Origin of the sequence: Caulobacter sp. 602-1 (assembly GCF_003931565.1) — a bacterium.
Taxonomy (GTDB): Bacteria; Pseudomonadota; Alphaproteobacteria; order Caulobacterales; family Caulobacteraceae; genus Caulobacter.
This window is the reverse complement of sequence record NZ_RRYI01000001.1, coordinates 304,688-329,778: the sequence shown is the minus strand read 5'-3', so window position 1 is coordinate 329,778 and position 25,091 is coordinate 304,688. Positions and strand designations below refer to the sequence as shown.

The 25,091-nt window shown below is 67.0% G+C and carries 22 protein-coding genes; 5 read left to right on the top strand and 17 right to left on the bottom strand.

Going from position 1 to position 25,091, the window contains the following annotated elements; all coding sequences use genetic code 11:
- Positions 1 to 3 precede the first annotated feature (3 nt).
- A complete protein-coding gene (locus tag EIK80_RS01705; RefSeq protein WP_125155232.1) occupies positions 4 to 2,286 on the bottom strand; it encodes a beta-N-acetylhexosaminidase in 2,283 nt (760 codons plus the stop codon).
- Between the two features lie 144 nt (positions 2,287 to 2,430).
- The gene (locus EIK80_RS01700) at positions 2,431 to 5,097 is read right to left on the bottom strand and encodes a TonB-dependent receptor (protein WP_125155231.1); all 2,667 of its coding nucleotides are present in this window, start codon (positions 5,095 to 5,097) and stop codon (positions 2,431 to 2,433) included.
- A 125-nt stretch (positions 5,098 to 5,222) separates the two neighbouring features.
- Here EIK80_RS01700 and EIK80_RS01695 point away from each other — a divergent pair, with 125 nt between their 5' ends.
- From EIK80_RS01695 to nagA, 4 genes are all read left to right on the top strand, one after another.
- Complete coding sequence (locus EIK80_RS01695) at positions 5,223 to 5,291, top strand: hypothetical protein (RefSeq protein ID WP_125155823.1); 69 nt, start codon at positions 5,223 to 5,225, stop codon at positions 5,289 to 5,291.
- A gap of 79 nt (positions 5,292 to 5,370) precedes the next feature.
- On the top strand, positions 5,371 to 6,111 hold the full coding sequence (locus EIK80_RS01690; RefSeq protein WP_125155230.1) for a GntR family transcriptional regulator: 741 nt from the start codon (positions 5,371 to 5,373) through the stop codon (positions 6,109 to 6,111).
- Between the two features lie 38 nt (positions 6,112 to 6,149).
- A complete protein-coding gene (locus EIK80_RS01685) occupies positions 6,150 to 7,241 on the top strand; it encodes an SIS domain-containing protein (protein ID WP_125155229.1) in 1,092 nt (363 codons plus the stop codon).
- A complete protein-coding gene (nagA, locus tag EIK80_RS01680) occupies positions 7,241 to 8,377 on the top strand; it encodes an N-acetylglucosamine-6-phosphate deacetylase (protein ID WP_125155228.1) in 1,137 nt (378 codons plus the stop codon). The genes EIK80_RS01685 and nagA overlap by 1 nt, the downstream gene beginning before the upstream one ends.
- Positions 8,378 to 8,457: 80 nt before the next feature.
- On the opposite strand, the gene EIK80_RS01675 is transcribed toward nagA, so the two are convergent.
- From EIK80_RS01675 to EIK80_RS01615, 13 genes are all read right to left on the bottom strand, one after another.
- Positions 8,458 to 11,265: a TonB-dependent receptor gene (locus EIK80_RS01675; RefSeq protein ID WP_125155227.1), complete on the bottom strand. Its 2,808-nt coding sequence runs from the start codon at positions 11,263 to 11,265 to the stop codon at positions 8,458 to 8,460.
- A 270-nt stretch (positions 11,266 to 11,535) separates the two neighbouring features.
- The gene (locus tag EIK80_RS01670; protein WP_125155226.1) at positions 11,536 to 12,006 is read right to left on the bottom strand and encodes a chemotaxis protein CheE; all 471 of its coding nucleotides are present in this window, start codon (positions 12,004 to 12,006) and stop codon (positions 11,536 to 11,538) included.
- Entirely contained in the window at positions 12,003 to 12,605 is a 603-nt protein-coding gene (locus EIK80_RS01665) for a response regulator (protein ID WP_125155225.1), read from the bottom strand. The genes EIK80_RS01670 and EIK80_RS01665 overlap by 4 nt, the downstream gene beginning before the upstream one ends.
- Positions 12,606 to 12,612: 7 nt before the next feature.
- Entirely contained in the window at positions 12,613 to 12,993 is a 381-nt protein-coding gene (locus EIK80_RS01660) for a chemotaxis protein CheU (protein WP_125155224.1), read from the bottom strand.
- A gap of 5 nt (positions 12,994 to 12,998) precedes the next feature.
- Positions 12,999 to 13,565, bottom strand: a complete 567-nt coding sequence (locus EIK80_RS01655) for a chemotaxis protein CheD (protein WP_125155223.1) — start codon at positions 13,563 to 13,565, stop codon at positions 12,999 to 13,001.
- A complete protein-coding gene (locus EIK80_RS01650; protein WP_010918325.1) occupies positions 13,562 to 13,951 on the bottom strand; it encodes a response regulator in 390 nt (129 codons plus the stop codon). The genes EIK80_RS01655 and EIK80_RS01650 overlap by 4 nt, the downstream gene beginning before the upstream one ends.
- Positions 13,952 to 13,954: 3 nt before the next feature.
- Positions 13,955 to 14,989, bottom strand: a complete 1,035-nt coding sequence (locus tag EIK80_RS01645) for a chemotaxis response regulator protein-glutamate methylesterase (protein WP_125155222.1) — start codon at positions 14,987 to 14,989, stop codon at positions 13,955 to 13,957.
- Positions 14,989 to 15,867 carry a protein-glutamate O-methyltransferase CheR gene (locus tag EIK80_RS01640; RefSeq protein ID WP_125155221.1) on the bottom strand — a complete coding sequence of 293 codons (879 nt, stop codon included), beginning with the start codon at positions 15,865 to 15,867 and terminating at the stop codon, positions 14,989 to 14,991. Before EIK80_RS01640 ends, EIK80_RS01645 begins: the two co-directional genes overlap by 1 nt.
- Positions 15,867 to 16,334 (bottom strand): chemotaxis protein CheW, encoded by a 468-nt coding sequence (locus tag EIK80_RS01635; RefSeq protein WP_125155220.1) that lies wholly within the window; start codon positions 16,332 to 16,334, stop codon positions 15,867 to 15,869. Before EIK80_RS01635 ends, EIK80_RS01640 begins: the two co-directional genes overlap by 1 nt.
- Positions 16,335 to 16,337: 3 nt before the next feature.
- A complete protein-coding gene (locus EIK80_RS01630; protein WP_125155219.1) occupies positions 16,338 to 18,626 on the bottom strand; it encodes a chemotaxis protein CheA in 2,289 nt (762 codons plus the stop codon).
- An 85-nt stretch (positions 18,627 to 18,711) separates the two neighbouring features.
- A complete protein-coding gene (locus tag EIK80_RS01625; RefSeq protein ID WP_062095129.1) occupies positions 18,712 to 19,077 on the bottom strand; it encodes a response regulator in 366 nt (121 codons plus the stop codon).
- The gene (locus EIK80_RS01620; protein WP_125155218.1) at positions 19,074 to 19,361 is read right to left on the bottom strand and encodes an STAS domain-containing protein; all 288 of its coding nucleotides are present in this window, start codon (positions 19,359 to 19,361) and stop codon (positions 19,074 to 19,076) included. Before EIK80_RS01620 ends, EIK80_RS01625 begins: the two co-directional genes overlap by 4 nt.
- A complete protein-coding gene (locus EIK80_RS01615) occupies positions 19,361 to 21,334 on the bottom strand; it encodes a methyl-accepting chemotaxis protein (RefSeq protein ID WP_125155217.1) in 1,974 nt (657 codons plus the stop codon). The genes EIK80_RS01620 and EIK80_RS01615 overlap by 1 nt, the downstream gene beginning before the upstream one ends.
- 344 nt (positions 21,335 to 21,678) lie before the next feature.
- Here EIK80_RS01615 and EIK80_RS01610 point away from each other — a divergent pair, with 344 nt between their 5' ends.
- Positions 21,679 to 21,990, top strand: a complete 312-nt coding sequence (locus EIK80_RS01610) for a hypothetical protein (protein WP_099444777.1) — start codon at positions 21,679 to 21,681, stop codon at positions 21,988 to 21,990.
- 103 nt (positions 21,991 to 22,093) lie between these two features.
- On the opposite strand, the gene EIK80_RS01605 is transcribed toward EIK80_RS01610, so the two are convergent.
- Entirely contained in the window at positions 22,094 to 23,689 is a 1,596-nt protein-coding gene (locus EIK80_RS01605) for a globin-coupled sensor protein (RefSeq protein ID WP_125155216.1), read from the bottom strand.
- 226 nt (positions 23,690 to 23,915) lie between these two features.
- Positions 23,916 to 25,064 (bottom strand): acyl-CoA dehydrogenase family protein, encoded by a 1,149-nt coding sequence (locus EIK80_RS01600; RefSeq protein ID WP_125155215.1) that lies wholly within the window; start codon positions 25,062 to 25,064, stop codon positions 23,916 to 23,918.
- Positions 25,065 to 25,091 lie beyond the last annotated feature (27 nt).

Genomic DNA, 25,091 nt, shown 5'->3' with positions numbered 1-25,091 from the left:
CGCTTATTGGGACTTCAGGGTCACGCGCTCGATCACCCAGAAGGGATCGAGGGTCTTCGAGGTGAAGGTCAGGCACAAGTCCGCCCGGCCCGCGCGGGCCGGCAAGCGGGCGGTGACCGTCGACAGGCCGGGATTCCTGGCGGCGTCGCCCAGCGGGATGGCGGCGATGCGTTCGCCAGCGCAGCCGAGACGCACTTCGAGCTCGCCGCCTGGCGTGGCCGGCGGGTGGAGCGGAATGTTGTCGCGATCCTTCCCGACCTGGAAGTTGAACGGGATCTGGGTGATCCGGGCGGTCAGCACAGCGCCCTTGTCCAGCTTGGCGTCTTCCCAGATCCAGCACGGGTTGAAGATGTCGACATACATCATCGGCCGCTTGTCGAAGGCGGCCGGCGCGTCGTCGATCAGCGTCAAGGGCACCTTCTCGGTGCAGGCCTTCAGCTGGCCACTGACGCGAGTGTCCAGCAGGGCCGGCGTGATGGTCCAGGACCGCGCGCGGCCCAGGGCCTGGCCTTCGACGAAGGTCTGGGCCTTCACCGTCGCGCCGCTGGTCAGCGCCAGGGCGCCCGCATAGACGCTGGAGGCCGCCGTCGGGGCCTTGCCGTCGGTGGTGTAGCGGATCTCGCCGACGCCAAGGCCGGTCGAGAGAACCAGATTGGTCTTGCCGCTCTCGCCCTCCGACGGCGAGCCTTGCGGCTCGAACGGCACGGTGTTGGCGGCGACGCCCAGGATCTTCAGGCGGGCCATCTCGGCCGGCAACCGGCGGGCGAAGTCGTCCCAGTTCGCGTCCGCTTCAGACGACCAGCCGCGCTCGGCCAGGGCCACGGCGCGCGGGAAGGCCATCAGCTCCATGCGCTGGTCGGTCTGCATGTGCTCGGTCCAGACATTGGCCTGGACGCCCAGGATGTGCTCGCGCTCGTCCGGGGTCAGCTGGGCCGGGGCCGGATCGAAGGCGTAGACGTCCTTCAGGCTGGAGACATGGCCACGACCGGTCGGCTCCTCGGGCGACGTGCTCTGGCGGTTGTCGAGATAGAGCACCGGATGCGGCGACAGCACCGTGTCGTGGCCCTGCTTGGCCGCGGCGATGGCGCCGTCGATGCCGCGCCAGGACATGACCGTGGCGTTGGGCGCCAGGCCCCCTTCCAGGATCTCGTCCCAACCGATCAGGCGGCGGCCGCGCCTGTCGAGCGTCTTGCCGACCCGCTGGATGAACCAACTCTGCAGTTCGTGCTCGTCCTTGAGGCCCAGTTCCTTGATCTTGGCCTGGATCCTGGGGCTGGCCTCCCACTGGTCCTTGACCGCCTCGTCGCCGCCGACGTGGATGAAGGTCGAGGGGAAGATGTCCATCACCTCGTTCAGCACGTCGTCGAGGAAGGCGAAGGTCGCGTCGTCGGTGTTGTAGAGCCAGGGAAACACACCCCAGTCGCCCATCTTGCTGGCGTCCGGCGCGGCCGTGCCGAGCGAGGGGTAGGCGACGATCGGCGCCAGAGCGTGGCCCGGGGTCTCGATCTCCGGCACCACGGTGATGTTACGGGCGGCGGCGTAGGCCACCAGCTCACGGGCCTGATCCTGGGTGTAGAAGCCCCCGTACTTCGGATAGCCGCGCGCCGCGCCCGGATCGGTGCGCCAGGCGCCGACCTGGGTCAGCTTCGGATACTTCTTGATCTCCAGCCGCCAGCCCTGGTCGTCGACCAGGTGCCAGTGGAAGGTGTTGAGCTTGTGGGCCGCCATGGCGTCTATGACCGCCTTCAGCGTGTCCAGCGACTGGACGTGGCGCGCGCTGTCGACCATCAGGCCGCGCCAGGCGAAGCGCGGGGCGTCCTCGATCGACGCGGCGGGCACGGCGACCGGGCCCTTGGCCGCGTCCGGCGTCGCCAGCTGCCACAGCGACATGGCGCCGTAGAACAGGCCCGCGCGCTTGGCGGCCGCGATGGTGACGGATGTCGGCGAGACGTCCAGCTTGTAGGCCTCGCCCGCAGGGCCTCCGCGGGTCAAGACGATGGCGGCCTCGCCGACGGCGGGCGCCCCCTCGACCACGCCGGGCTTGAAACCGCGAGAGCGCTGAATCAGGTCGGCGAGTTGGGTGGCGACACCCTTGGCCTCGACATCACCCTTGGCGACGTGGATGCGGGTGGCGGCGGACAGCTGGAAGGCCCCTTCGGCGCGAACCGCCTTGGCCGGCGCGGGGGTCAGGGTCAGGCCGGCGGAGTCGGCCAGGGCGCTCGTCGCGAGCGCGGAAGCCAGAACAACCGCCGAAACGGCGATGGTGCGCAGCGGAGTCTTGGTCACGCGGCCTCGCGGGGGAACAGGCGGCAAAAAGCGGGCGGGACAGCCAGGCCGCCCCGCCCCAGCTCCATGCTTGCAGTCAGGAGGTGTTCGATCAATGCGCCGTGGTGGCGGAGGCCCCGTGAGGAGCCCCCGCCACCGAGCGGCCTAGAAGGCCACGTTCAGCGTGGCCTGCAGCTTGCGGCCCGTGCGATAGACGCCGCGCGGCAGGGCCGTGGTGTTGGCGTAGGCGTAGTACTCGCTGTCCAACAGGTTCTGGCCGGACACCGACATGGTGATGTTCTGGTTGATCGCGTAGCCGACCGTCGCGTCCAGCGTCTTCGACGCCTTGACGAACATGTCGTCGCCGCGGTCGACGCCCGTGAAGTACTTCGAGCGCCAGTTGAACGTCGCCCGGGCCGAGAACGGACCATGTTCGTAGAAGGGGCTGACGTTGATCTGGTTCTTCGAGTTGTACGGCAGCGGCGCCCCGCCCTGGCCGGAGCCGTCGGCGTAGGTGTAGTTGGCCAGGAGGCCGAAACCGTAGGCGAAGTTCTGCTGGTAGGCGACCGCCAAGCCCTTCACTTCGGCCGAGCCCGCGTTGAACGGACGGCTGATCTGATAGGTCGTGACCTTGCCTTGCGACTGGTTGAAGTACGATTCCGGCTGCGTGCGGGTCAGGATGTAGTTCGAGATGTCCTTGTAGAACACTTCGGCCGACAGGATCGCTTGCGGCTGGAAGTACCACTCGGCCGAGGCGTTGACGTTGCTCGACTTGTAGGGCTCCAGGTTCGGATTGCCGCCGCCGCCCGTCAGGATGCCGTCCGACAGCCAGAAGTAGTTGGTCATGTCGGCGTAGTTCGGGCGGGCGATCACCTGGGCGGCCGCGAAGCGGAACACCAGGTCCTCGCGGGCGTCGACGATGATGTTCACGCTGGGCAGGACGTTGTCGTAGCTCTTCTTCGTCGTCGCCCAGGTCCAGTCGGCGGCGGCGTTGCAGGCCGCGCCGGGCTTGCAGACATAGCCGGCGCTGTCGACCGAGGTCTTCACGTAGCGGACGCCGAAGTTGCCGCGGACGTTGTCGGCCTTGAAGTTGGCCTGGGCGTACAGCGCGTCGATGTTTTCCTGGATGTTCCAGTTGCCGGCCGTGAACTCGGCGGCGGCGAAGATCGACGGCTTGGGCATCGAGGCGCCCGGAGCCAGCCACTTGCCGCTGTCGACGTACGAGACCATCGACTGGCCATCGATGCGGAAGCGGTTCGCCATCTGCTCGCCGACGCCGTCGAAACCCTTCAGATAGTTGCTGGGCACAGTCGACGGGTCGAACAGCGAGGCCGGGGCCGCGACGCCGGTGATGGCGATGCCCGAATACTGCTGGCCGGTCTGGTGCTCACGACGCTTGTAGCCGACCTGGACGCGCTGGATGACGCCGTCGAAGTCCTTGCCCAGATCGAGCTGGGCGTACTTCTCCTCGTCGCTGGTCGGCTTGCTGACCAGGTTGCCGCTCCAGCCCGGATCGGTCGCGAAGGCCGACGGATTGCCCATGACGTTGGTCGTGTAGGTCAGGCTGCCGGGGCTCTTGGGCGCGCCGGAGATGTCGACGGTGTAGTTGGCCCAGTTCAGGAACTCGAGGAACACCTGACGCTTGGTGCCGCCGTCGGCGGTCGACTTGCCGATCTCGCCCGACAGATCCCAGCCGTCGGCCTTGTACTGGCCCTTCAGGTGGTAGGTGTCCGACTTCAGCTCGGCCTCGCGGTACTGCACGTCCAGCACGCTCAGCGCGTTGTTGAACGAAGCCTTGGTGACGACGCCGTTGTTGACGGTGAGGTCCGTCAGGGCGCCCAAGCTGTTCCAGGTGTTGCCCTGGAAGGCGTACATCGACTGGTTGGTGTTGTCGTAGTCGGCCTTGATCTTCATCCAGTTGAAGTCGAACGACAGGGCGTCGGTCGGCTTCCACTGCAGGGCCGTGGTGTAGGTGGTGCGGGTGCGGTCCTGCTCGAAATACGAGGCGCCGAAGGCGTTCGGGCTCCGGGCCGTCAGGTTCGAGGTCAGGGTCGTGGCGCACGAGCCGGTGCAGCCCTTGGTCCGCGAGTCGACCGGGTTGTCCGGATTGCCGCCGGCCCACTGGTTGGCGGCCATGGTGCCGTAGCTCTCGACGCCGTCGCGACGCAGCTGGTCCTCGGCCCGCTGGACCGAGAAGCTGGCGCCGAAGGTCTGGGCGTCGTTCTTCCAGCTCAGGAGCAGCGAGCCCTGGGCGTCGCCCTTCTTGGAGCGATCATTGTAGAGATAGCTCACCGCGCCAGCAACGAGGCCGGCCTTCAGATCCAACGGCTTGCGGGTGTTGACGATGACCGTGCCGCCGATGCTGCCTTCGTCGATACGCGCTTCGGGCGACTTGAAGACCTCGACCTTGCCGACGATCTGCGGGGCCAGAAGGGCGTAGTTGAACGTGCGACCCGGAGAATCCAGGATGAACCAGTCGGCGGACGCCACGGTCTGGCCGTTGAGCAGAGTGCGGTTCAGCGCCGGGTCGGTGCCCAGGATGCTGACCTTCTCGCCTTGACCGAAGGCGCGGTCGACGGTGACGCCGGGCACGATGGTCAGGGCTTCGGCGACGTTGCTGCTCGGGAACTTGCCAACATCCTCGGCGGTGACGACGTCGACGATGGCGTCGGCGCGGCGCTTGGACTCGATGGACTGCAGCAGCGAAGCGCGGATGCCGGTGACAACCACCTCTTCCACGGCGGTGTTGTCTTGCGCGAAGGCCGGCGCGGCGGCCATGACGGCCAAGGCGCTGACTGATACAGCCAGCACGGATTTGCGGAAATTAGACATAACTCGGCTTCTCCCCATTTTTGCCGGGCCTACTGGACCGGAGCCGAACCCCGAAGCCCAATGTGATACCAATTTTCCGGGATGTTCCGCAGAAAGTGGCGCTTCTCAGGCCTCGGAAGAGAACTGTGACGGAAATTTTTCGGATGACAAGGCCAAAAAGAAACCAATTGCAGACCACGTTCTTATTGGTATGAAAATGGTCATATGCTATTCAACGCTCACTGAGGGGCGCCGCCGGTTTGCGCGGAGAAATCTGGTCGGGGGAGGCTGTAAATGACGTTTGCTGAACGGATCGGGCGGCTCGACACCGCCGATCACGCCCCGCTTTACAGGCAGCTGCAGCGCGCCCTGCGCGAGGCCATCCAGAAGAAGGTCTTGGCGCCCGACGACGCCCTGCCGGCCGAGCGCGATCTGGCGGACGAGTTCAGCGTCTCGCGCATCACGGTTCGCAAGGCGCTGGACGGCCTGGTCAGCGAGGGCCTGCTGACGCGCCGCCAGGGCGCGGGCACCTTCGTCGCCGCGCGCGTCGAGAAGAGCTTTTCCAAGCTCTCGTCCTTCACCGAGGATATGATTTCGCGCGGACGCGTGCCGCGCAGCGAATGGATCAGCCGCGCCGAGGGCCAGGTGACTCCCGAGGAGTCGCTGACCCTGGGGCTGTCGCCCGGCACGCCGGTCTATCGTTTCGCCCGGATCCGCTACGCCGACGGCGCGCCGATGGCCGTGGAGTACACCACCATCGCCGCCTTCGCCCTGCCCTCCACCGAAGTGGTCGGCGTCTCGCTGTACGAGGCGCTGGAGAGCACCGGCCACCGGCCCGTGCGCGCCCTGCAGCGCCTGCGCGCGGTGTTGTTCCAGGCCGAGCAGGCCGACTTGCTGGGCGTACCCGTCAAGGACGCTGGTCTGCTGATCGAGCGGCGCGGCTTCCTGCGCGACGGCCGGGCGGTGGAAGTCACGCAATCCTACTATCGCGGCGATGCGTACGATTTCGTCGCGGAACTGAACTCACTGTCGTGAGCGCCAGTCCCGAGCGTTTGGAGTCTGAGGAGTAAAGTTTGGAGGCGACCGTCTTGACCCGTCCCGAGACCCCCGCGCAGACGCGGCCGGCGCCCCGGAATCTCGCGCCAGAGTCCACGCGCATGTTCCTGGAAGCCGGCCAGGCCTCGGAGGTCACGGCGATCCAGCTGGCCGCCAACGCCCGCAAGATCGAGGCCCTGGCCGAGCGCCTGCGCGCCAACCCGCCGCGCGTCGTCGTCACCTGCGCCCGAGGCAGCAGCGACCACGCCGCGACCTTCGCCCGTTATCTGATCGAGACCAAGGCCGGGGTGTTGACCTCGTCGGCCGGTCTGTCGGTCAGCTCGGTCTATGACGCCTCGCCCAACCTGGAAGGCGCGCTGGTTCTGGCCATCTCGCAGTCGGGCAAGAGCCCCGACCTGCTGGCGGCCGTGAAAGCGGCCAAGGCCGCCGGCGCCTATGCGGTGGCCCTGGTCAACGTCGTCGACTCGCCCCTGGCCGAGCTGGCCGATGAGGTGATCCCGCTGCACGCCGGCCCCGAGCTCAGCGTCGCGGCCACCAAGTCCTACATCGCCGCTCTCGTGGCGATCACCCAGCTGATCGCCGCCTGGACCCAGGACGATGCGCTGACCCAGGCGCTATCGGCCCTGCCGGCCGCCTTGGCCGAGGCCTGGACGCTGGACTGGACCCCGGCCGTCGAGCGCTTGAAGCCGGCCCGCAATCTCTATGTCCTGGGGCGCGGCGTCGGCTTCGCGGTCGCCCTGGAGGCGGCCCTGAAGTTCAAAGAGACCTGCGGCCTGCACGCCGAGGCCTTCAGCGCCGCCGAGGTGCTGCACGGGCCGATGGCCCTGGTGAAGGCGGGCTTTCCGGCCCTGGTCTTCGCCCAGAACGACGAGAGCCGCGCCAGCGTCGACGAGATGGCCGAAGGCCTGCGCGAGCGCGGCGCCGATGTCCTTTTGGCCGGGCCCGGCGCCCCCGCGCCAGGCGCGCTGCCGACCCTGGCCAGTCATCCGGTCCTCGAACCGATCCTGATGATCCAGAGCTTCTACCGAATGGCCAATGCGCTTTCGGTCGCGCGCGGCTACGATCCCGACAGCCCGCCCCACCTCAACAAGGTCACTGAAACCGTCTGATGCAGGCTGCACTTATAAATGGCCGCGTCCTGATGGAAGCCGGCCTCGTCGAAGACAAGGCCATTCTGATCGAGAACGGCGTGATCGCCGCGATTGTCGACGCTGGCGCGATCCCGGCCGGCGCGCGAGCCCACGACCTGGCTGGCGGCCTGCTGGTTCCCGGCTATATCGACACCCAGGTCAATGGCGGCGGCGGCGTGCTGTTCAACGACTCGCCTACGCCCGAGGCCATCGCCGCGATCGGCGCGGCCCACAGGGCCTATGGCACGACCGGCTTCCTGCCGACCCTGATCAGCGACGACCTCTCGGTGGTCGACCGGGCTATGCGCGCCACTGAGCAAGCCATCGCGCAGGGCGTGCCGGGCGTGCTGGGCGTCCATATCGAAGGCCCGTTCCTCAACCCCAAGCGCAAGGGCATCCACGACGAGGGCAAGTTCCGCGTCATCGACGACGAGGCCCTGGACCTGCTGACCTCGCTGAAAGTCGGCAAGACCCTGGTCACCCTGGCTCCCGAGCGCACCACGCCGGACATGATCAAGCGCCTGGCCGACGCCGGCGTCCGCGTCGCCGCCGGCCATACCAACGCGCTCTACAAGACCATGCGCCAGGCGCTGGACCATGGCCTGACCGGCTTCACCCACCTGTTCAACGCCATGTCGCCGCTGACCAGCCGCGAGCCGGGCGCGGTGGGCGCGGCGCTGGAGAGCCAGACAGCCTGGGCCGGAATCATCGTCGACGGCCGCCACGTCGATCCGGTGACTCTGAAGATCGCCCTGCGCGCCCGGCCGCTCGACCGCTTCATGCTGGTGACCGACGCGATGCCGACCGTGGGCATGACCGACAAGCGCTTCGTCCTGCAGGGTCGCGAGATCGTCGTGCGCGACGGCGTCTGCGTCGACGAGAACGGCACCCTGGCCGGCTCGGACCTCGACATGGCCGGCGCGGTGCGCAACGCCATCGCGCTGCTGGGCGTCAGCCTGGAGGACGCCGTGATGATGGCCTCGGCCGCCCCTGCGGCGTTCCTGGGCCTCGAAGGCCGACGGGGAAGGATCGCGCCCGGCTTCGCGGCCGACCTCTGCCTGCTCGACGACGCGCTCAACGTCACGGCGACCTGGATCGACGGGGTCGCCAGGTAACCCTCCGCTCCGGCCGTCCCCGCAAAGAAAAAGGCCGCCGGTCACCCGGCGGCCTTTCCCGTTCACGCCTTGCGGCGTGACTACATCTTGTAGCGGACCCCGAACATGATGGTCCGGCCGAAGTGGTTGTATTCGTAGTTGCGATCAGCCGCGAGGTCGGTGAAGCGGTCGCGGTACTCGTCCGTCAGGTTCACGCCTTCCAGCGAAACCTCGAAGTTGTCGTTGAGGCGATAACGCATCGAGGCGTCGACATTGACGGAGCTGTTGTAGCCCTCGAACACGTTGCCGGTGTCGCTGGCGGCGTCGATATAGCCGCTGCGATAGGCGATCGAGGCCCGGGCGCTGAACTTGTCGGCCTCGTAATAGAGCGTGGCGTTGACCGCGCGCTTGGACAGGTCGAACAGCGACGCGCTTTCGTTACGCGCGACCAGGATCGGGAAGTTGCCCGTCGCGGTCGGGGCGGCGGTGGCCGCGCCATTGACCCGATAGTCGACGTTGGAGTCGACCAGCGTCAGGTTGGCGATGCCGCCGAAGTTCGACCAGAAGCCCGGCAGGAAGCTGAACGGCCCCTGCACGGCGAACTCGACGCCCTTCAAGGAAGCGCCCTTGCCGTCGATCGTGGTGCCGATCGTCCAGGGACGCCCTTCGGGATCGGCCGCCGCCGGCGAGCTGGCCAGGATCAGCGAGGTCGGCAGACCGGTCGACGCGTAGGTGCCCTGCACCGAAGTGCTGAGCGGGAAGCTGGCGATGTCCTTCTTGAAGACCGCGATCGAGAAGATCGACTCGCGAGCGAAGTACCATTCGACCGAAGCGTCATAGGCCTTGGCGCGATAGGGCTTCAGTTGCGGGTTGCCCGAGGTGACCCGATAGTTGAAGCCGTCCACCGAACCGCCGGGCGTCAGCGAGCTCAGGTTCGGGCGGGTCATGACCTTGGCGGCCGAGGCGCGCAGGATAACCTTTTCCATCGGATAGAGCACCAGGTTAGCCGCCGGCAGCCAGTCGTCGTAGCTGCGATCCACGGTGACGGTCTGGCCGCTGTTGATGCCGGTCGAGGTCTGCTCGGTCTTCACGTACCGCACGCCGGCGTTCAGCGCGTAGTCGAGATCGCCGATCTGGCTCTTCACGTCCATTTGGACGAAGGCGCCGGTGTCCTTCTCAGTGACGGCGCGGGTGTTACCGGCCTGCTGGATGAGAGGACGGCTGTAGAGATTGACCAGGGCCGCCGCCGCATCGAGGTTCGGAGCCGCCCAGCTGATCGTCGTGCCGGCCGGGGCCTCCGCGCCGGTCAGGGTGAAGTTCGTGGTCAGCGCCGAGGTGACCGGCGCCCCATAGGTCCCGGCCGCGCAGGTGAAGGCCGCGCAGTAGGTCGAATCGCGGGCCCCTTCGCGCAGGTTCAGATCGAACTGACGGAACGACGCCCCACCCTTCAGCGTGATCGCATCGTTCATCGCCCAGTCGCCATTCAGGCCAACGGTCTTGAACTTGTTGGTGTTGTTCGAGGGACGGTCGCGGAATTCGGCGAACTGGAAGTTCGTCGGATCGCTGATGCTGGTGCCGAACGCCAGCACCGGCTTCTTCATGTTGGTGTAGTCGTAGCTGTAGCCGGTGGCGTCCCGGTCGTCGAAGATGATCGTCGTCTCATACGGAATGTCGGCGTCCGACTTCGAGAAGCCGGCCAGACCCTGGATCTTGAACCGGTCCGAGAACTCGTGAGTCAGGTTGGCGCCGAGTTGGTAGAACGTGGTGTCCAGCTTGCGCTCGTAGTGCTCCAGGCGCACCCAGGCGTTGTCGAACGTGCCTTTGATCAGGTTGTTGTTGCTGTCCAGCGTGTAGTCGCGGACGTTGATCGAGCGCTCGTTGGAGCGGAACAGGACCTCGGCCCACTTCTCGTTGCGGGTGGCGCTGTACTTCGAATACAGGCCGTCGATCGACAGCTTGGTGCGGTCGGTCGGCGCATACTGGAAGCTGCCGGTCAGCCCCAGGCGCTCGCGATCATGGGTGACCTGGCCGTAACGCGGAATGCGAGGATGGAAGGCCAGCGCCACTTCGTTACAGGCCGCGCTGGGCACGTAGGAGCCGCCGCTGTTTTGCGTGGTGAAGCAGTTGGTCGAGCCCACGCGGTTGAAGCGGGCCTGGGCCCAGCGCACCGTGTTGTTGGTCGACTCGATCTGTTCCTGCTGGGAATAGGCGGCCGAGATCGACGCGCCCCACTTGCCGCTCGGATGACGGTAGTTGACCAGGCCGGCCAGGCGCGGCCCCAGATCCTTGCTCAGGCTGTTGTATTGGCCCTGGGCGCTGAGGGCGAGCGTGAAGCCGTCCTTCCCGGCCAGCGGATTGCCGGTGTTCAGGTCGACGACCGCGCCCAGAGAGCCTTCGTCGAGCGAAGCCTCGGCGGTCTTGTGGACGACCAGCGAGCTGAACAGCTCCGAAGCGAAGACGTTGAAGTCGAAGCCGCGCTCGCGGTTGGCGCTGGCGCCGTCCGAGGTGGTGGCGACGGCTTCCATGCCGTTGACCCGCACGCGGGTGAAGCGCGAGCCCAGGCCGCGGACGGTGATGGCGCGGCCTTCGCCGCCGTCGCGAACGATCGAGATGCCCGGAACGCGTTGCAGCGACTCGGCGAGGTTCTGATCGGGGAACTTGGCGATGTCTTCGGCGACGATGACGTCGACCGACGAGACCGAGTCGCGCTTGGCGTTAAGCGCGGCATCGAGCGACTTGCGGAAACCGGTGACCACGATGGCCTCGACTTCGTCGGCGGGCGGGGCCGCGACTTGGGCGTCAGCCGTCTGCGCGGTCGCCGCGCCGGCGAACGCCATCGCCAGGGCCAGAGCGCCGGCGGACACGCCATATTGCAGGGCGCGCACGCGTCCCGTGATTTTCTTGGACATAGAACCTCCTCCCGATGAGACCATTTGGAGACGGCGTTACCGCCGCCCTTGGCCTTCGTTCCGGCTTCGCGTCCTTCCCACGAAGCCGTCCTCCGGCCATAGATCTTGATTTTTGCCACCGGTGTCAGAAGCAGACACTCGTTTTTGACACCGGTATCAGAGCACTAACAAAGCGATTAGCGGCCGACAAGGCCACAAAGCGGACACAACCCTTCAGACTGTTGCAGCCGTTGCGTTTCCGACACATGGGACGGTTGGTCGCGGGGCCCGTCAGACCTCGTCGGGACGGTGGTGACTGACCTGATAGAGGCCTTCCAGCATCGCGTCGCGCTGAGCCGCCGGCAGCTGGGCGCCCATGGCCCGCAGCAGCTTCAAGGCGTTGAGATGCACGTCGACCGCGTCCCAGCGCCAGACCCCGGTTTCCGCCAGGCTGTCGGCCAGGGTGCAAAGCGACACCGCCGCCTTATCGACCCCCGTGTCGGAGACGAAATGTCCGACGTCGATGATCCGTGAGCTGAGCAGATAGAGCCCCTCGAACGGCTCATGCTCGCGGTCTTCGGCGCCCTTGCCGAAGCGGCGCTCGATCTCGGCCAGCGTTTCGTCAAGCGCGGCCAGCGAGGCCTCGCGCAGGCTCTCGACCCCCGCCTCGGCGGCGACGAGGGCGTCCTGGGCCAGGATGCCGCCCCGCTCCTTGATCATGTTGGCCAGGCGGTTGGGGGGACGGAATTTACGGACGGTCATATCTGCACCTTCGCTGGGCGCATCAGGTTGGCGATTTCATCATCCGACATGTTGGGCGTCTGCGCATCGCCCACCTCCGCCGGGAGGTCATCCTTCCGCCGTCCGTCCGTCCCCGGCGGGGGTCCCTCGTGCTTGAAACGTCGATCGGGCCCGATGTAGCTGTCGCACTCGATGAAGGCTCGCTCTTCCCGGGCCACCCAGAAGATACGCTCCAGCAGAACCTTGGGCGTGATCGGCTTGGCCACCACATAGTTCGACCCCGCGTCGCGCAGTTTGAAGATCTGCGAGGTGCGGGTGTGACCCGTGACCAGGATGACCGGGACATAGCGGTTGTTCTCGCCGCCTTCCTTCCGCAGCCACTCTATGAACTCTATGCCGTCGGTGACGGGCATCTGCACGTCGCTGATGATCAGATCGAAGGTCTTGGTGCGAATCAGCGCCTGGGCGTCCGCTACGCTTTCGGCGCGGAACAGCTGCTTGACGCCGAAGCCGGAGACCACCTGCGACAAAATGTCCAATGAGGCGCCGTTATCGTCCAGGACCAGAACCGTGGCCTTTTCGAGATTGATCCGCGTCGAGGGCAGGAGCGGGTCGGCCATCGCGCGCCTAGAAGAAGTCGAGTTCGCCGGGGTCGGCGCGCTCGCCCTGCCGCTCCTCGGCGCGCAGCCTCACGACCATGTCTGAAAGGCCCAGGCCGCTCAGCAGGGGCTCGATCGAGACGTTCCATTCTCCGGAGGCGTGCTGGCCGATGCGCTCGAGCACCTCGGACAGGCCGTGCAGGCGCTGGCTCAGTTCGTCCAGCGACTGCAGGCGCGTCAGGTTCTCCAGCGTCGCCCCGCCCTTGGCGAGGTCGCCAGCCAGGTGCTCGCAGTCCCGGCACAGGGCCGCGGCCGAGGCCAGCTCCACCGCTAGGCGTCGCGACAGCTCCCCGACCGGCAGGTGCTCGGTCGGTGCGATCGTCGGCGTCTGGAGCGGCAGCGCGGTCATCAGGCTCAGAACAGATCCACGTCGCCGCTGGCCACCGCCGGCATCGGCGGCGGAACGGGACGGCGGACATCCTGCGGCGCGTTGTCGACCGCCACCAGACGCTGGCGCACGCGCCCCGAGGTGGGCCAGAACTCGACGCGACGGGCCGAGACCCCGCCGGTGCTGGACGAGACGATCGGGATGCCTTCGTCGCGCAGGAAGCGTTCGGCGAAGGCGGCGTTGCTGGCGCCGACGTCCGAGAGACCGTCGAACAGCTTGGCCCCGCCGAAGATCTTGGCTTCCATCCGCTCGCGGCGGGCGCCCTTCTTCAGCAGATCGTTGATCAGCACTTCCATGGCGTAGGCGCCATAGCGCACGGCGTCGCCGCCGGTGCGGCCATCGCCCGAATCCGGCAGCAGGAAGTGGTTCATGCCGCCGACACCGGCTTGCGGATCGCGGATGCACGCGGCGATGCACGAGCCCAGCACCGTGGTCATCACCACCTGAGGGTCGCCGGTCACATGGCTTTCGCCCTGGGTCACGTGAACCTTGACCGCCCGTTCCGTGTCGTCGTTGTGGGAGAATGGCGTCATGTCAGCTGCCCGAACACTTGTTCGATCTTCTCTTTCAAGCCCTGAACCGTGAACGGCTTGACGCAGTAATTGTTGACGCCGAACTGCACGGCGCGCTGGACCAGCTCGCGGTCGGCGCGGCCCGTCAGCATGACGAAGGCGGTCTGGCGGATCGGCGGGTGCGAGCGCACCGCGCGCAGCAGCGCCAGGCCATCCATCTTCGGCATGTTGAAGTCCGAGATGACGAGGTTGGCGGGCTTGGCCAGGAGGTTCTTGAGAGCCTCCTCGCCGTCCGGCGCCTCACGGATGTCCTTGAAGCCGATCTGCTGCAACGCATTGCGGATCAGAGCCCGCATGGTGAGCTGGTCGTCGACCACGAGTACGGAGATGGTGCTAGCTTGCGGCATGGTTCATCGCCTCGCGGAGGCCAGATCGAGGATGGATTGGCCCATGTGGGACAGGGAGACCTGCTTCTCCACAGCGCCAATTTCGAAAGCGGAGCGCGGCATGCCGTAGACGACGCAGGAAGCTTCGTCCTGGCCCAGCGTCCTGGCGCCGGCCTTGCGCATGGCCAGAAGGCCCTGGGCGCCGTCGCGGCCCATGCCGGTCAGGATGGCCCCAACCGCCTTGTCGCCGACGGCGTTGGCCACCGAGTTGAACAGCACGTCCACCGAAGGACGGTGGCCGCTGACCGGGTCGCCCTGGACCAGGCGGCAGCGCAGGCCGGCCGAGCGAACGACCTCCAGGTGCGCCACGCCGCCGGGGGCGACATAGACCTTGCCGGGTTCCAGCAGGGCGCCGTCGACGGCTTCCTGCACCTTGGCCCCGCTGGCGCGATCCAGGCGCGCGGCGAAGCTGGCGGTGAAGGTCGCCGGCATGTGCTGGGTGATGACCGTCGGCGGGCAGGTCTCGGGGAACAGGGTCAGGATCGACAGCAGGGCTTCCACCCCGCCGGTCGACGAACCGATCGCCACGATGTCGCCCGACGGCATGAAGTCCTTGCGACGCACGGGCGCGGCGGCCGGCGCGGCGCCGGCGTTGGTGCGGACCGAGGCGCGGGCGGCGATCTTCACCTTGGTGACGATCTCGGCCAGGGCTTCCTGGGTTCCGGTGGCGTCGGCGGGCTTGCCCACGCAATCCACCGCCCCCAGTTCCAGGGCCCGCAGCGTCATCTCGGCGCCGGCCTGGGTCAGGGTTGAGACCATGACCACCGGCATCGGCCGCAGGCGCATGATCTTCTCGAGGAACTCGATGCCGTTCATGTTCGGCATCTCGATGTCGAGCGTGACGACATCGGGGTTCAGGGCCTTGATCATGCCCCGGGCCTCGAACGGGTCGCCGGCGCCGCCGACCACCTCGATCTCCGGGTCGCGATTGAGGGCCGCAGTGATCAGGCTGCGCATGGTGGCGGAGTCGTCGACGACGAGAACGCGAATCTTCGGCATCAGCGGCCCACCTTCCGATAGGCGGTCAGGCCGCAGCTTTCGAACGCGGTGACGTTGGCGCCCACGCGCTCGGAATGGCCGACATAGAGACGGCCGCCCGGCGCGAGGAGCGGCGCGAAGCGGCTCCAAACGCGTTCCTGGGTAGGTTCATCGAAATAGATCACGACATTCCGGCAGAAGATTGCGTCAAAAGGCCCCTTCATAGGCCATGACGGACCGTTGAGATTTAGTTCCCGGAACGCGACCAGGCTGCGGGCCGCGTCGCAAACGCGCCAGGCGCGTCGATCCGAGGCGTCGCGCTCGAAAAACTGGCTCCGGGCCGAGGCCGGGATCCCTTCCAGCAGCGATTCGTCGTAGACGGCCTCGCGACCGGTCGCCAGCACGTTGGTGTCGATGTCCGTGCCCAGGATCCGGATGTCCAGATCGGCCGCGTTCGGCCAGACCGACAGCACCGTGAAGGCCATCGAATAGGGCTCCTGGCCAGACGAGCTGGCGGCCGACCACAGCCGCAGCCGCCCCCCGGCGCGCACCTTGTCGGCGACGGGCTCCAGCACGTTGGCGCGCAGGTCGTCGAAGTGGTGCGGCTCGCGGAAGAAGCGCGTGACGTTGGTGGTCAGCGCCCGGAGCATCTCCTGGCTCTCGTCCTGGCCCTTGTCGCTGGCGACGAAGGCGCAGTACTCGGTGAAGGTCCGCAGACCCAGGGTCCGCAAACGCTTGGCCAGACGCGAATAGACCAGCGTCGCCTTGCTGTCGGGCAGGCTGATGCCGGCCAGGTCGTACAGCAGCGCGGCGATGCGCTTGAAGTCCTGGGTCGTGAACGCGAACTCGCCATCGACGATGGCTTCGCGACGTTCTGAGGTGGAAGCGAAACTCGTCATCAGGCGGCCAGGGCCTCCCGTTCGGGCAGGATGCGGTCCAAGGAGATCTCGCTGATCATGCGGCCCTCGATCGAGATGATGCCGCGCACGAAGTTGCGGACGGTGTCGCAGGCCATGTCGGGGGTGGGCTGCATCATGTCGTCGTTGATCGACAGGATGTCCGACACCGCGTCGACCAGCAGGCCGACGGTGCGGTCGCCCGCCTTGACCACGATGAAGACGCTGCGAACGGTCGGCTCGATCACCGGCATGCCCAGACGGCAGGCCAGATCCATGATCGGCAGCACCGCGCCGCGCAGATTGATCACGCCGCGCATGAAACCGGGCGACTGCGGAAGCACCGTGGCCGGGCTCCAGCCGCGGATCTCTCGAACCGCCATGATATCGACGCAGTACTCCTGGTCGCCGACGCGAAAGGAGATCAGTTCCCGGCGGTCAATGCCTGTGGCGGTGGCATGGTCGGTCATGACTTACTCCGCGGCGATGAGGGTGGGTTCTGTGGGGCGAGGCGCGCCGCCTTCGCGGCGGCGCATGGCGATCGTTGCGTCGACGTCGAGGATCAAGGCCACGCGGCCATCGCCCAGGATCGTCGCGGCGGCGACGCCTTCGACCTGCTGGTAGTTCTGCTCCAGCGACTTGATGACGACCTGGCGCTGGCCATGGATCGCGTCGGCCACCAGGGCCGCGCGAGAGCCGTCCTCGCCCTCGACCAGCAGCACGACGCCGTCGGTCGGGTTGGGGCTATGGTCGCGGTAGCCGAGCGTCAGGCCGACGTCGATCAGCGGCACGAAGCTGTCACGGACGGCCAGCACCGAGCCGACCGGCCCCAGCGGGCGAACCTCTTCCGGCTTCGGACGCAGGCTCTCGACGATGGCGGCCAGCGGCACGACCAGGGTCTCGCCGGCCACGTCGACCACCATGCCGTCCAGGACCGCCAGGGTCAGCGGCAGGCTGAGGGTGAAGGTCGAACCGTGACCCGGACGCGAGGTGATCGAGATGCGGCCGCCCAGGGCCTGGACCGAGCGCTTGACCACGTCCATGCCGACACCGCGTCCCGACACGTCCGAGATCTTGTCGGCGGTCGAGAAGCCCGGAAGGAAGATCAGGTTGTCGATTTCTTCGTCGGTCAGGGTCAGGTCGGGCGAGATCAGCCCCTTCTTGACCGCGATCGAGAGCACCCGCTCGCGGTTGATCCCCTTGCCGTCGTCCGAGACCTCGATGACGATCCGGCCGCTGCGGTGCAGGGCCGCCAGACGGACCACGCCTTCGGGATTCTTGCCGGCCGCCTTGCGCTCCTCGGGGCTTTCCAGCCCGTGGTCGATGGCGTTGCGCAGCATATGGGTGATCGGGTCGGACAGACGCTCGATGACCGTCTTGTCGACCTCGGTGTTTTCGCCGTCCATGACCAGACGGGCCTGCTTGCCCGTCATGTTGGCGACTTCGCGGACCAGACGCGGCATGCGCTGGAACACCGACTTCACCGGCTGAGCGCGGATGGCCATGACGCTGTCCTGGATCTCGCGGGTGAGCTGTTCCAGCTCATCCAGACCCATGGCCAGGTTGGAGGACGGGGCGATGCCATACTCGCCGACGCGCTGCGCCAGCATGGCCTGGTTGATGACGAGTTCGCCGACGAGATCGATCAGGCGGTCGATGCGCTCCGGATCGACGCGGATGACCGACTGCCCGGGACCTGGGACCTCGACCTGCGTGGCCTTCGGCGTCGGGGCGGCGGGCGCGGCGGGCTTGGCGGCCTCAACCACAGGCGCGTGGGCCGGCGCGACGGGCGCGACCTCGGCGACGGGCGCCAAAGCCGGTTCGGGGGCGTGAATTTCGATGACGGCCGGAGCGGCGGGCTCGACGGCCGTTTCAGGGATGGCCTCGGCGGCGGTCAGCAGCGAGGCCAGGGCGTCCTCGACCGCGGCTTCGCCACGGGTGATCTCCAGGTCGCAGTCACCGTCGACGAACTCGAAGACTTCGCGGATCGCGGTCTCGTCCTCCTCGGTCTCGAGGCGGACGCTCCAGGTCACGAAGGCGGCTTCGGGATCCAGGTCTTCCAGGGCCGGCAGGGCGCGATCGTCCAGCGTCGCCTTGATCGGACCCAGGCGGTTGAGCTCGCGCAGCAGCAGCGCCGTCTCGTTGGCCTTGCGGTAGAGGTCCGACTTCGGACGGATCGACACCGTCCAGACATTGGCGGGGATCAGGTCGGCGTCGGCGGCCTGCGCCTCGACCGAGATGGTCTGGGGCACGAAGACGAAGCCCAGATCGTCATCATCCATCGCTTCGTCGGCGGCCGCGTCGGAAGCAATCGTGGTCGGAGCCGGAGCGGCGTTCTCGATGATCGGAGCGGCGGCCGCCGGCGCGGGCGCGGCGTTCGGGTCGGTCCAGGTTTCCAGCTCGGCGGCCATGGCGGCCGAGGCGGCCATGTCGACATCGCCCAGGCCGCGCGCGGCGCTGACGTGGTCGGCCAGAATGTCGGAAGCGCGCAGCAGGACAGCCGCCAGCTCGACCGTATTGGGCACCGAACCGGCGCGCACGGCGTCCAGCAGGGTCTCGAACACGTGGGCGAAGCGCACCAGCGGCTCGAGGCCGAAGGCGCCGGCGCCGCCCTTGATCGAGTGGACGGCGCGGAACACGGCGTTGACCGTTTCGCTGTCGCCGGCCCCTTCCTGCATGGCCAGGAGACCGCCTTCGAGGTCGGCGAGGAGCTCCTCGCATTCCTGGAAGAAAGTAACCTTGATGGCCTCTAGCTCGTCCATGTCCCGTACGTCCTAATTCGCGTCTAGCAACGGGTAGTCAAAATTCGGTACGCGGTACTTGGGCCTGGATCAGCCGGCCCCGGACCTAGGCGGCGACGCGGCGGATGGCGTCGACCAGCTTTTCCGGGTTGAACGGCTTGACGATCCAGCCCGTCGCGCCGGCTTCACGAGCCCGCTGCTTCTTCGCCGGGTCGCTTTCCGTGGTCAGGACCAGGATCGGGATGGCGCGATAGTCGTCATCGACCCGCACCGCCTCGATGAAGCCGAAGCCGTCCAGCTTGGGCATGTTGATGTCCGTGATGATCACGTCGGGGCGATGGGCGGAGAGAACCTCCAGGCCATGTTCGCCGTCGACCGCTTCGACCACGTTGAAGCCGGCGCCGGCCAAGGCCATGCGCAGCATGTCCCGCATGGTGCGGGAATCGTCGACCGTGAGAATCGTACGCGTCACGACTCAGCTCCTTGGAATTCCGCCGAGAGGAGCGCCCCTTCGGCGCCGAAAAGACGGGTGGTTTCGACAAAGGCCTCGGAAGGCCCCTTGATGGAAAAGGCTTGCCCGTCCTGGTCCCACGCCTTGCGGGCGGCCAGCAGAACCTGCAGGCACAGGCCGCCGAGGCGACGGACCTGATCGGCTTCCACGGTGATCGCCGCGCCGCGGCGTTCGAGGAAGGCGGCCTTGAGAGGGGCCGCGGCCTTCAGATCCAGGGTTTCGGGCAGCGCGATCGCGGCGGCCATCAGAATTCCTCCCAACCATCCGTGGCGGGGGCCTGAGCGACAGCCGCCGAACCACTGCTCCGGCCCGGACGGGCGAAGGTGTTCAGGCGGGCCTGCTGCTCGGCCACCGGGTTGCGCGCCGGAGCGTGCTGCGCCGCGTCGGCCATCGCCGGGCGGGTGTAATTCGAAGCGCCGTTCCCAACTTGGAAGCGGGCCATCAGGCGCACCAGTTCACCGGTCTCGCCTTTCAGCGAGTGCGTCGCGGCGGTCGATTGCTCGACCATGGCGGCGTTCTGTTGCGTGACCTGATCCATCTGGTTCACGGCCGTGTTGACTTCATTCAGACCGGTCGCCTGCTCCGCGGCCGAAGCCGCGATCTCGGTGACCAGAGCGTCGATCTCACCGACCTTCGCCACGATCCGTTGCAGCGCCTCGCCCGTCTGGCCGACCAGGCTGACGCCTTGGCTGACCTGCTGGGTCGAGCTGGAGATCAGAGCCTTGATCTCCTTGGCCGCTTCGGCCGAGCGCTGAGCCAGGGCCCGAACTTCCTGGGCGACGACCGCGAAGCCGCGGCCGGCTTCGCCCGCGCGCGCGGCCTCGACGCCGGCGTTCAGGGCCAGAAGGTTCGTCTGGAAAGCGATCTCGTCGATCACCCCGATGATCTGGCTGATCTGCTTGGACGAGTTTTCGATCTCCCCCATCGCCGACACTGCCTGATGAACGACCTGGCCGCTATGCGTCGCTTCGCCACGCGTCGTCGAGACCACGTCCGAAGCCTGGCGGGCGCCCGAGGCCGTGCGGCGCACGGTGGCGGTCAGCTCGTCCAGGGCGGCGGCGGTTTCTTCCAGGCTGGCGGCCTGCTGTTCGGTGCGGCGCGACAGGTCGTCCGACGCGTGGGCGATCTCGTCGGCGCCGGTGCGCAGGCCGTCGGTCGAGGCGGCGATGACCTTCATCGTCTCCTGCAGCGAACCCATGGCGCCGTTGAAGTCGTCCTTCAGCTTGCGGTACTCGCCGGGGAAGTCGGCGGTCACGCGGAAGGTCAGGTCGCCCGAGGCCAGCTTTTCCAGGCCCTGGGCCAGGTTGCTGACGACGGTCGAGGCTTCCTGAGCGGCGGCGGCGGCGGCGGCTTCCTTGGCGCGGCGTTCGTCGGCCGTGAGGGCGGCGGACTTTTCCTGCTCGGCGCGCAGCGTGTCGAGGTGCAGTTGGTTGTCGCGGAAGACCTTCAACGCCGTGACGATGGCGCCCAGCTCGTCGCCGCGCGTCAACTTCTCCAGGTCGATGGTGTTGTCGCCCTTCGACAGCTTGTCGGTGGCGCCGGCGATGTCGTTGATCGACTTGCGGGTCGTCATGACGGTGAACCAGGCCAGACCGCCGACAGCGGCGAGGGTGATTAGCGACATCACGATCGTAACGCTCATCGCGGCGGTCGCTTCGGCCTGACGCTTGGCGCTCTCGGCTTCGATGCGCTTGTTGGCGGCGTTGACGACCTGGTCGAGCGTGCCGGTCATCTTGGCGTACTGTTCTTCGAACGGCGCGATGAAGCCCACGGCCATGTTGAAGTCGACGCCGATCATGCCGCTGACCGTGTCGATGGCGCTGCGGCACTCATCGAGCTGCTTGATCAGTTCGACGATCTTGGGTTGTTCAGCCGCTGGCAGCTTGGCCTTGAGCGCGGCCAGCTCCTTCTTGATCGAGTCGGTCTCGGTCAGCACGGCGGCCATGCGAGCGTCATTCTTGGCGACGTCGATGTTACCGGCCTTGTGGGTCATGACGGTGTAGAGCTCACCGTTGACGTTCGAAATGCGCTTGGAAATCTTCTGGATTTCCAGGTTCTCGCGCATGTCCCTTTCAACGACCTGCTTCATGGCCGCCGACTGGCTTTTCTGAACGACGATGGCGCCGCCGGCCATGAGAGCCAGCATGAGCAGCGCGAAAGCCGGCGCAAAGCCGATTTTGATGATCAACGGCAGATCGACAAGACGGATCCGTTTCATCGCGAGGTCCCCTCCAACCAGCGCTCCGTGCCCACGGATCGCTAAACTGAAGCCGGATAATCCCGATAGATTCCTAACAACCTCTGACTTGGTTAAAGGGAATTCGATATAACCTTCACTTGCGGCCTCCAGACGGTCATTTGGCCGCAGGCCACGGGCGCGGCGTCTATAAGGAGGGGCTCCCATAGCGCGAGTCCCGCGAAGGCGAGGCGATGGTTACTCGGCAGTAAACTACAATATTATTTGGCGACTCAGACTCTCTTAACTCGCTTCTGCGAGAAAGCCCCTGCGTCCGATTGGCGCGTCGTCCACAGGACGTGACACTTTTACTTGGGAGCAGCGGGATGAAATATCCGATCGCTATTGCCGCGGGAATCGCTGGCAGCTTTTTCGTCGCTCAGGCCGCTTCGGCCGCCGGCGGTTTTGAAGACCAGATGGGCCGTTGCCTGCAGCAGTTCGCGAACACCCGCGACGCCGCCCAGGTGATGCTGGAATGCACCGCCGACGCCGGCAAGCTGTCGGACTGCAAGGTCGTCGACAACAGCGCGGCCGGCAAGGGCTTCGACAAGGCCGCCATGTGCATCGCCGAAAAGCTCCCCATGGGCGCCAAGACCGGCACCGTGAAGGTCCCGTTCCGCTTCCCGGGCGGCGCGTAAGCGTCAATCCCTTCCGGGGAACACATAACGCCCTCGCCGACACCGTCGGCGGGGGCGTTCTGCTATTCGCAGGTCAAGATCCGCGTCTGCCCCGCGCCTTTACTCAGAACTCTTCCCACTCTTCCTTGAACGCCGCGGCCGCATTGCCTCGCGTCGCTGGAGCGGAGCCGCCGGGGCGGCTGACGGGGCGGGCGACAGGCGGCGCGCGCGTCGGCGTGGGCGTCGCCGGCGCGGCGGCCTTCTGGCGCGCCGAGATCGAGAATGTCGCCACCTGCTTGACCAGTTCCAACGTCTGACCCTTGAGGGAATGGGTCGCGGCCGTCGTCTGCTCCACCATGGCGGCGTTCTGCTGAGTGACCTGGTCCATCTGATTGACGGCCGTGTTCACCTCGTTGAGCCCCTGGGCCTGCTCCTGGGCCGAGCTGGCGATCTCCACGATCAGGGCGTCGATTTCGGCCACCTTGTCGACGATGCCGCGCAGGGCCTCGCCCGTCTGGCCGACCAGACCCACGCCGCGATCGACCTGGGCGGTCGAGCTGGCGATCAAGGTCTTGATCTCCTTGGCCGCGTCGGCCGATCGCTGGGCCAGGGCGCGGACTTCCTGCGCCACGACGGCGAAGCCGCGACCGGCCTCTCCCGCGCGCGCCGCCTCGACCCCGGCGTTGAGGGCCAACAGGTTCGTCTGGAAGGCGATCTCGTCGATCACCCCAATGATATTGCCGATCGACCGCGAGCTGGTTTCGATCTCGCCCATGGCGGCCACGGCCTGGTCGACGACGATGCCGGACTTCTCGGCCTCGGCCTTGGCGCCGATCACCACGTCCTGCGCCTGCTTGGCGCCGGCCGCCGAACGGCGGACGGTCGAGGTGATCTCGTCCAGAGCCGCCGCCGTCTCTTCCAGGCTGGCGGCCTGCTGTTCGGTGCGGCGCGACAGGTCGTCGGCGGCCTCGCCGATCTCGTCGGCGCCCGAGCGGATCCCGTCGGTGGCGTCGGCCACGCGGCTCATCGCCTGCTCCAAGATGCCGACGGCGTTGTTGAAGTCGTCCTTCAGCTTCTGGAACTCCGGCGTCACTTCGGCCGACAAGCGGCCAACCAGATCGCCCTGGGCCAGGCGGTCCAGTGCGTCCCCCAGAGCCTGGACCACCGCGTTCTGGCTGGCCTCGTTGGCCAGGCGCACCGCCTCCAGGCGCTGGCGTTCGGCCTCGATGGTTTCCAGATAGATCGAGATGGCGAAGTCCATGTCCAGCATGACCGCCTTCATCAGCGCGCTCACCGCGTCGCCGGCCTTCGCCGCGTCGCCCTTGGCCATGAAGCCCTTGGGCCACTCATGGTCGATCGTGGCGCGGATCAGGTGCTCGCTGACCACCGCGTAGCCGCCGATGTACCAGCGCGGCTCCAGGCCGATGCGGGCGTGGGTCTGGCCGATGGCGCGCACGGCCTTGACGTAGGTGTCGTCGAACTCGGCGCGCGAGATCAGGTCCCAATGGGCCTGCTGGCGGCTCGAGGCGGACTGCATGTGCTTGTCGTCGGCGAAGAACTTGCGGGTCTCGGGCGTGGCGCGGACCTTGGCGTAGAAAGCATCCAGGGCGGGGCCGACATTGGCGCGGACGACGGGCTGAAGCGCGCGGAGGGCCGCTCGCGCCTTGTCGTCCAGACCCATGAAAGCCACTCGTTCACTGATCGCGTGATCCTGGCTCATGGCCGTCCTCGTTCTAAAATCCTGGGACAACCTCGTCTGGCATACTTAACGCCAGCTTAAATATTCTCCGCACGCGGGCGACAGGATGACGCATACACTCAAGGGTCGCGGATATTCCTTTGAGTAACGACGCGTTAAAGACATTTGCGCGCATGGAAGAGAGCCGCCTCCATGCGGCGTGACGCCACGGCTCCGCCGAGCGTCTAACGCGACATCTCGCCGCGGCCTAGCCGCCGCGCTTCAAGGTCTCGCGGGCGATGACCAGCTGCTGGATCTGGCTGGTGCCCTCGTAAATCCGGAAGATCCGCACGTCGCGATAGAGACGCTCGATTCCATAGTCGGCGACATAGCCGGCCCCGCCGAACACCTGCACCGCCCGGTCGGCGACGCGGCCGACCATCTCCGAGGCGAACAGCTTGGACGCCGCCGCCTCCAGGGTGACGCCAACGCCGGCGTCGCGCTTGCGGGCGGTTTCGAGCACCAGGGCCCGGGCCGCCAAGGCCTCGGTCTTGCTGTCGGCGATCATCGCCTGGATCAGCTGGAAGCTGGCGATCGGCTGGCCGAACTGCTTGCGCTCGCTGGCATAGGCCACGCAGTCGGCGATCAGCCGCTCGGCCACGCCGACGCAGACGGCGGCGATATGCAGCCGACCGCGGTCCAGCACCTGCATGGCGACCTTGAAGCCCTCGCCTTCCTCGCCCAGCCGGTTCCAGGCCGGCACGCGAACATTGTCGAAGGTGACATCGTGGATATGGGCGCCCTGCTGGCCCATCTTCTTCTCAGGCTTGCTGACCGACAGGCCGGGCAGATCGCGCGGAACCAGGAAGGCCGAGACCCCCGACCCGCCCTTGGCGTCGGGGTTGGTGCGGGCCATCACCGTGAACAGCGAAGCCTTGCCGGCGTTGGTGATGTAGCGCTTGGCGCCGTTCAGGACGTAGCAGTCGCCGTCCAGCGTGGCGCGGGTCTGCACCGCGGCGCTGTCGGAGCCGGCTTCCGGCTCGGTCAGGGCGAAGGACGTGATGATCTCGCCCGACGCGATGCCCGGCAGCCACTTGGCCTTCTGGTCGTCGGTTCCGAACATCACCAGGCCCTGGCTGCCGATGCCGACATTGGTGCCGAACACCGAGCGGAAGGCCGGCGAGGCGCGGCCCAGCTCGACGGCCACCAGCGCCTCTTCCTCCATGTTGAGGCCCAGGCCGCCGAATTCTTCTGGGATCGACAGGCCGAAGAGACCCAGGCCCTTCATCTCCTCAACGATGTCGGCGGGCACCGCGTCGTCCTCGGCGACCTTGGCCTCGATCGGCCGCAAACGCTCGGCCACAAAGCGGGCCACCGTCTCGATCAGCTGCTCGCGGGTTTCCAGATCGAGGGCCATGCGCTTCTCCCGGCATCAAACACTTGT

Coding starts and splice junctions, on each gene's coding strand:
- nagA (WP_125155228.1), top strand. CDS start 7,241: ATGCAGGCTGCACTTATAAATGGCCGCGTCCTGATGGAAGCCGGCCTC.
- EIK80_RS01620 (WP_125155218.1), bottom strand. CDS start 19,361: ATGGCCGCCGCGATCGCGCTGCCCGAAACCCTGGATCTGAAGGCCGCG.
- EIK80_RS01660 (WP_125155224.1), bottom strand. CDS start 12,993: ATGACCGCGCTGCCGCTCCAGACGCCGACGATCGCACCGACCGAGCAC.
- EIK80_RS01610 (WP_099444777.1), top strand. CDS start 21,679: ATGAAATATCCGATCGCTATTGCCGCGGGAATCGCTGGCAGCTTTTTC.
- EIK80_RS01665 (WP_125155225.1), bottom strand. CDS start 12,605: ATGGCCGACCCGCTCCTGCCCTCGACGCGGATCAATCTCGAAAAGGCC.
- EIK80_RS01640 (WP_125155221.1), bottom strand. CDS start 15,867: ATGACGAGTTTCGCTTCCACCTCAGAACGTCGCGAAGCCATCGTCGAT.
- EIK80_RS01605 (WP_125155216.1), bottom strand. CDS start 23,689: ATGAGCCAGGATCACGCGATCAGTGAACGAGTGGCTTTCATGGGTCTG.
- EIK80_RS01650 (WP_010918325.1), bottom strand. CDS start 13,951: ATGCCGCAAGCTAGCACCATCTCCGTACTCGTGGTCGACGACCAGCTC.
- EIK80_RS01600 (WP_125155215.1), bottom strand. CDS start 25,064: ATGGCCCTCGATCTGGAAACCCGCGAGCAGCTGATCGAGACGGTGGCC.
- EIK80_RS01630 (WP_125155219.1), bottom strand. CDS start 18,626: ATGGACGAGCTAGAGGCCATCAAGGTTACTTTCTTCCAGGAATGCGAG.
- EIK80_RS01675 (WP_125155227.1), bottom strand. CDS start 11,265: ATGTCCAAGAAAATCACGGGACGCGTGCGCGCCCTGCAATATGGCGTG.
- EIK80_RS01670 (WP_125155226.1), bottom strand. CDS start 12,006: ATGACCGTCCGTAAATTCCGTCCCCCCAACCGCCTGGCCAACATGATC.
- EIK80_RS01645 (WP_125155222.1), bottom strand. CDS start 14,989: ATGCCGAAGATTCGCGTTCTCGTCGTCGACGACTCCGCCACCATGCGC.
- EIK80_RS01700 (WP_125155231.1), bottom strand. CDS start 5,097: ATGTCTAATTTCCGCAAATCCGTGCTGGCTGTATCAGTCAGCGCCTTG.
- EIK80_RS01615 (WP_125155217.1), bottom strand. CDS start 21,334: ATGAAACGGATCCGTCTTGTCGATCTGCCGTTGATCATCAAAATCGGC.
- EIK80_RS01655 (WP_125155223.1), bottom strand. CDS start 13,565: ATGACGCCATTCTCCCACAACGACGACACGGAACGGGCGGTCAAGGTT.
- EIK80_RS01635 (WP_125155220.1), bottom strand. CDS start 16,334: ATGACCGACCATGCCACCGCCACAGGCATTGACCGCCGGGAACTGATC.
- EIK80_RS01690 (WP_125155230.1), top strand. CDS start 5,371: ATGACGTTTGCTGAACGGATCGGGCGGCTCGACACCGCCGATCACGCC.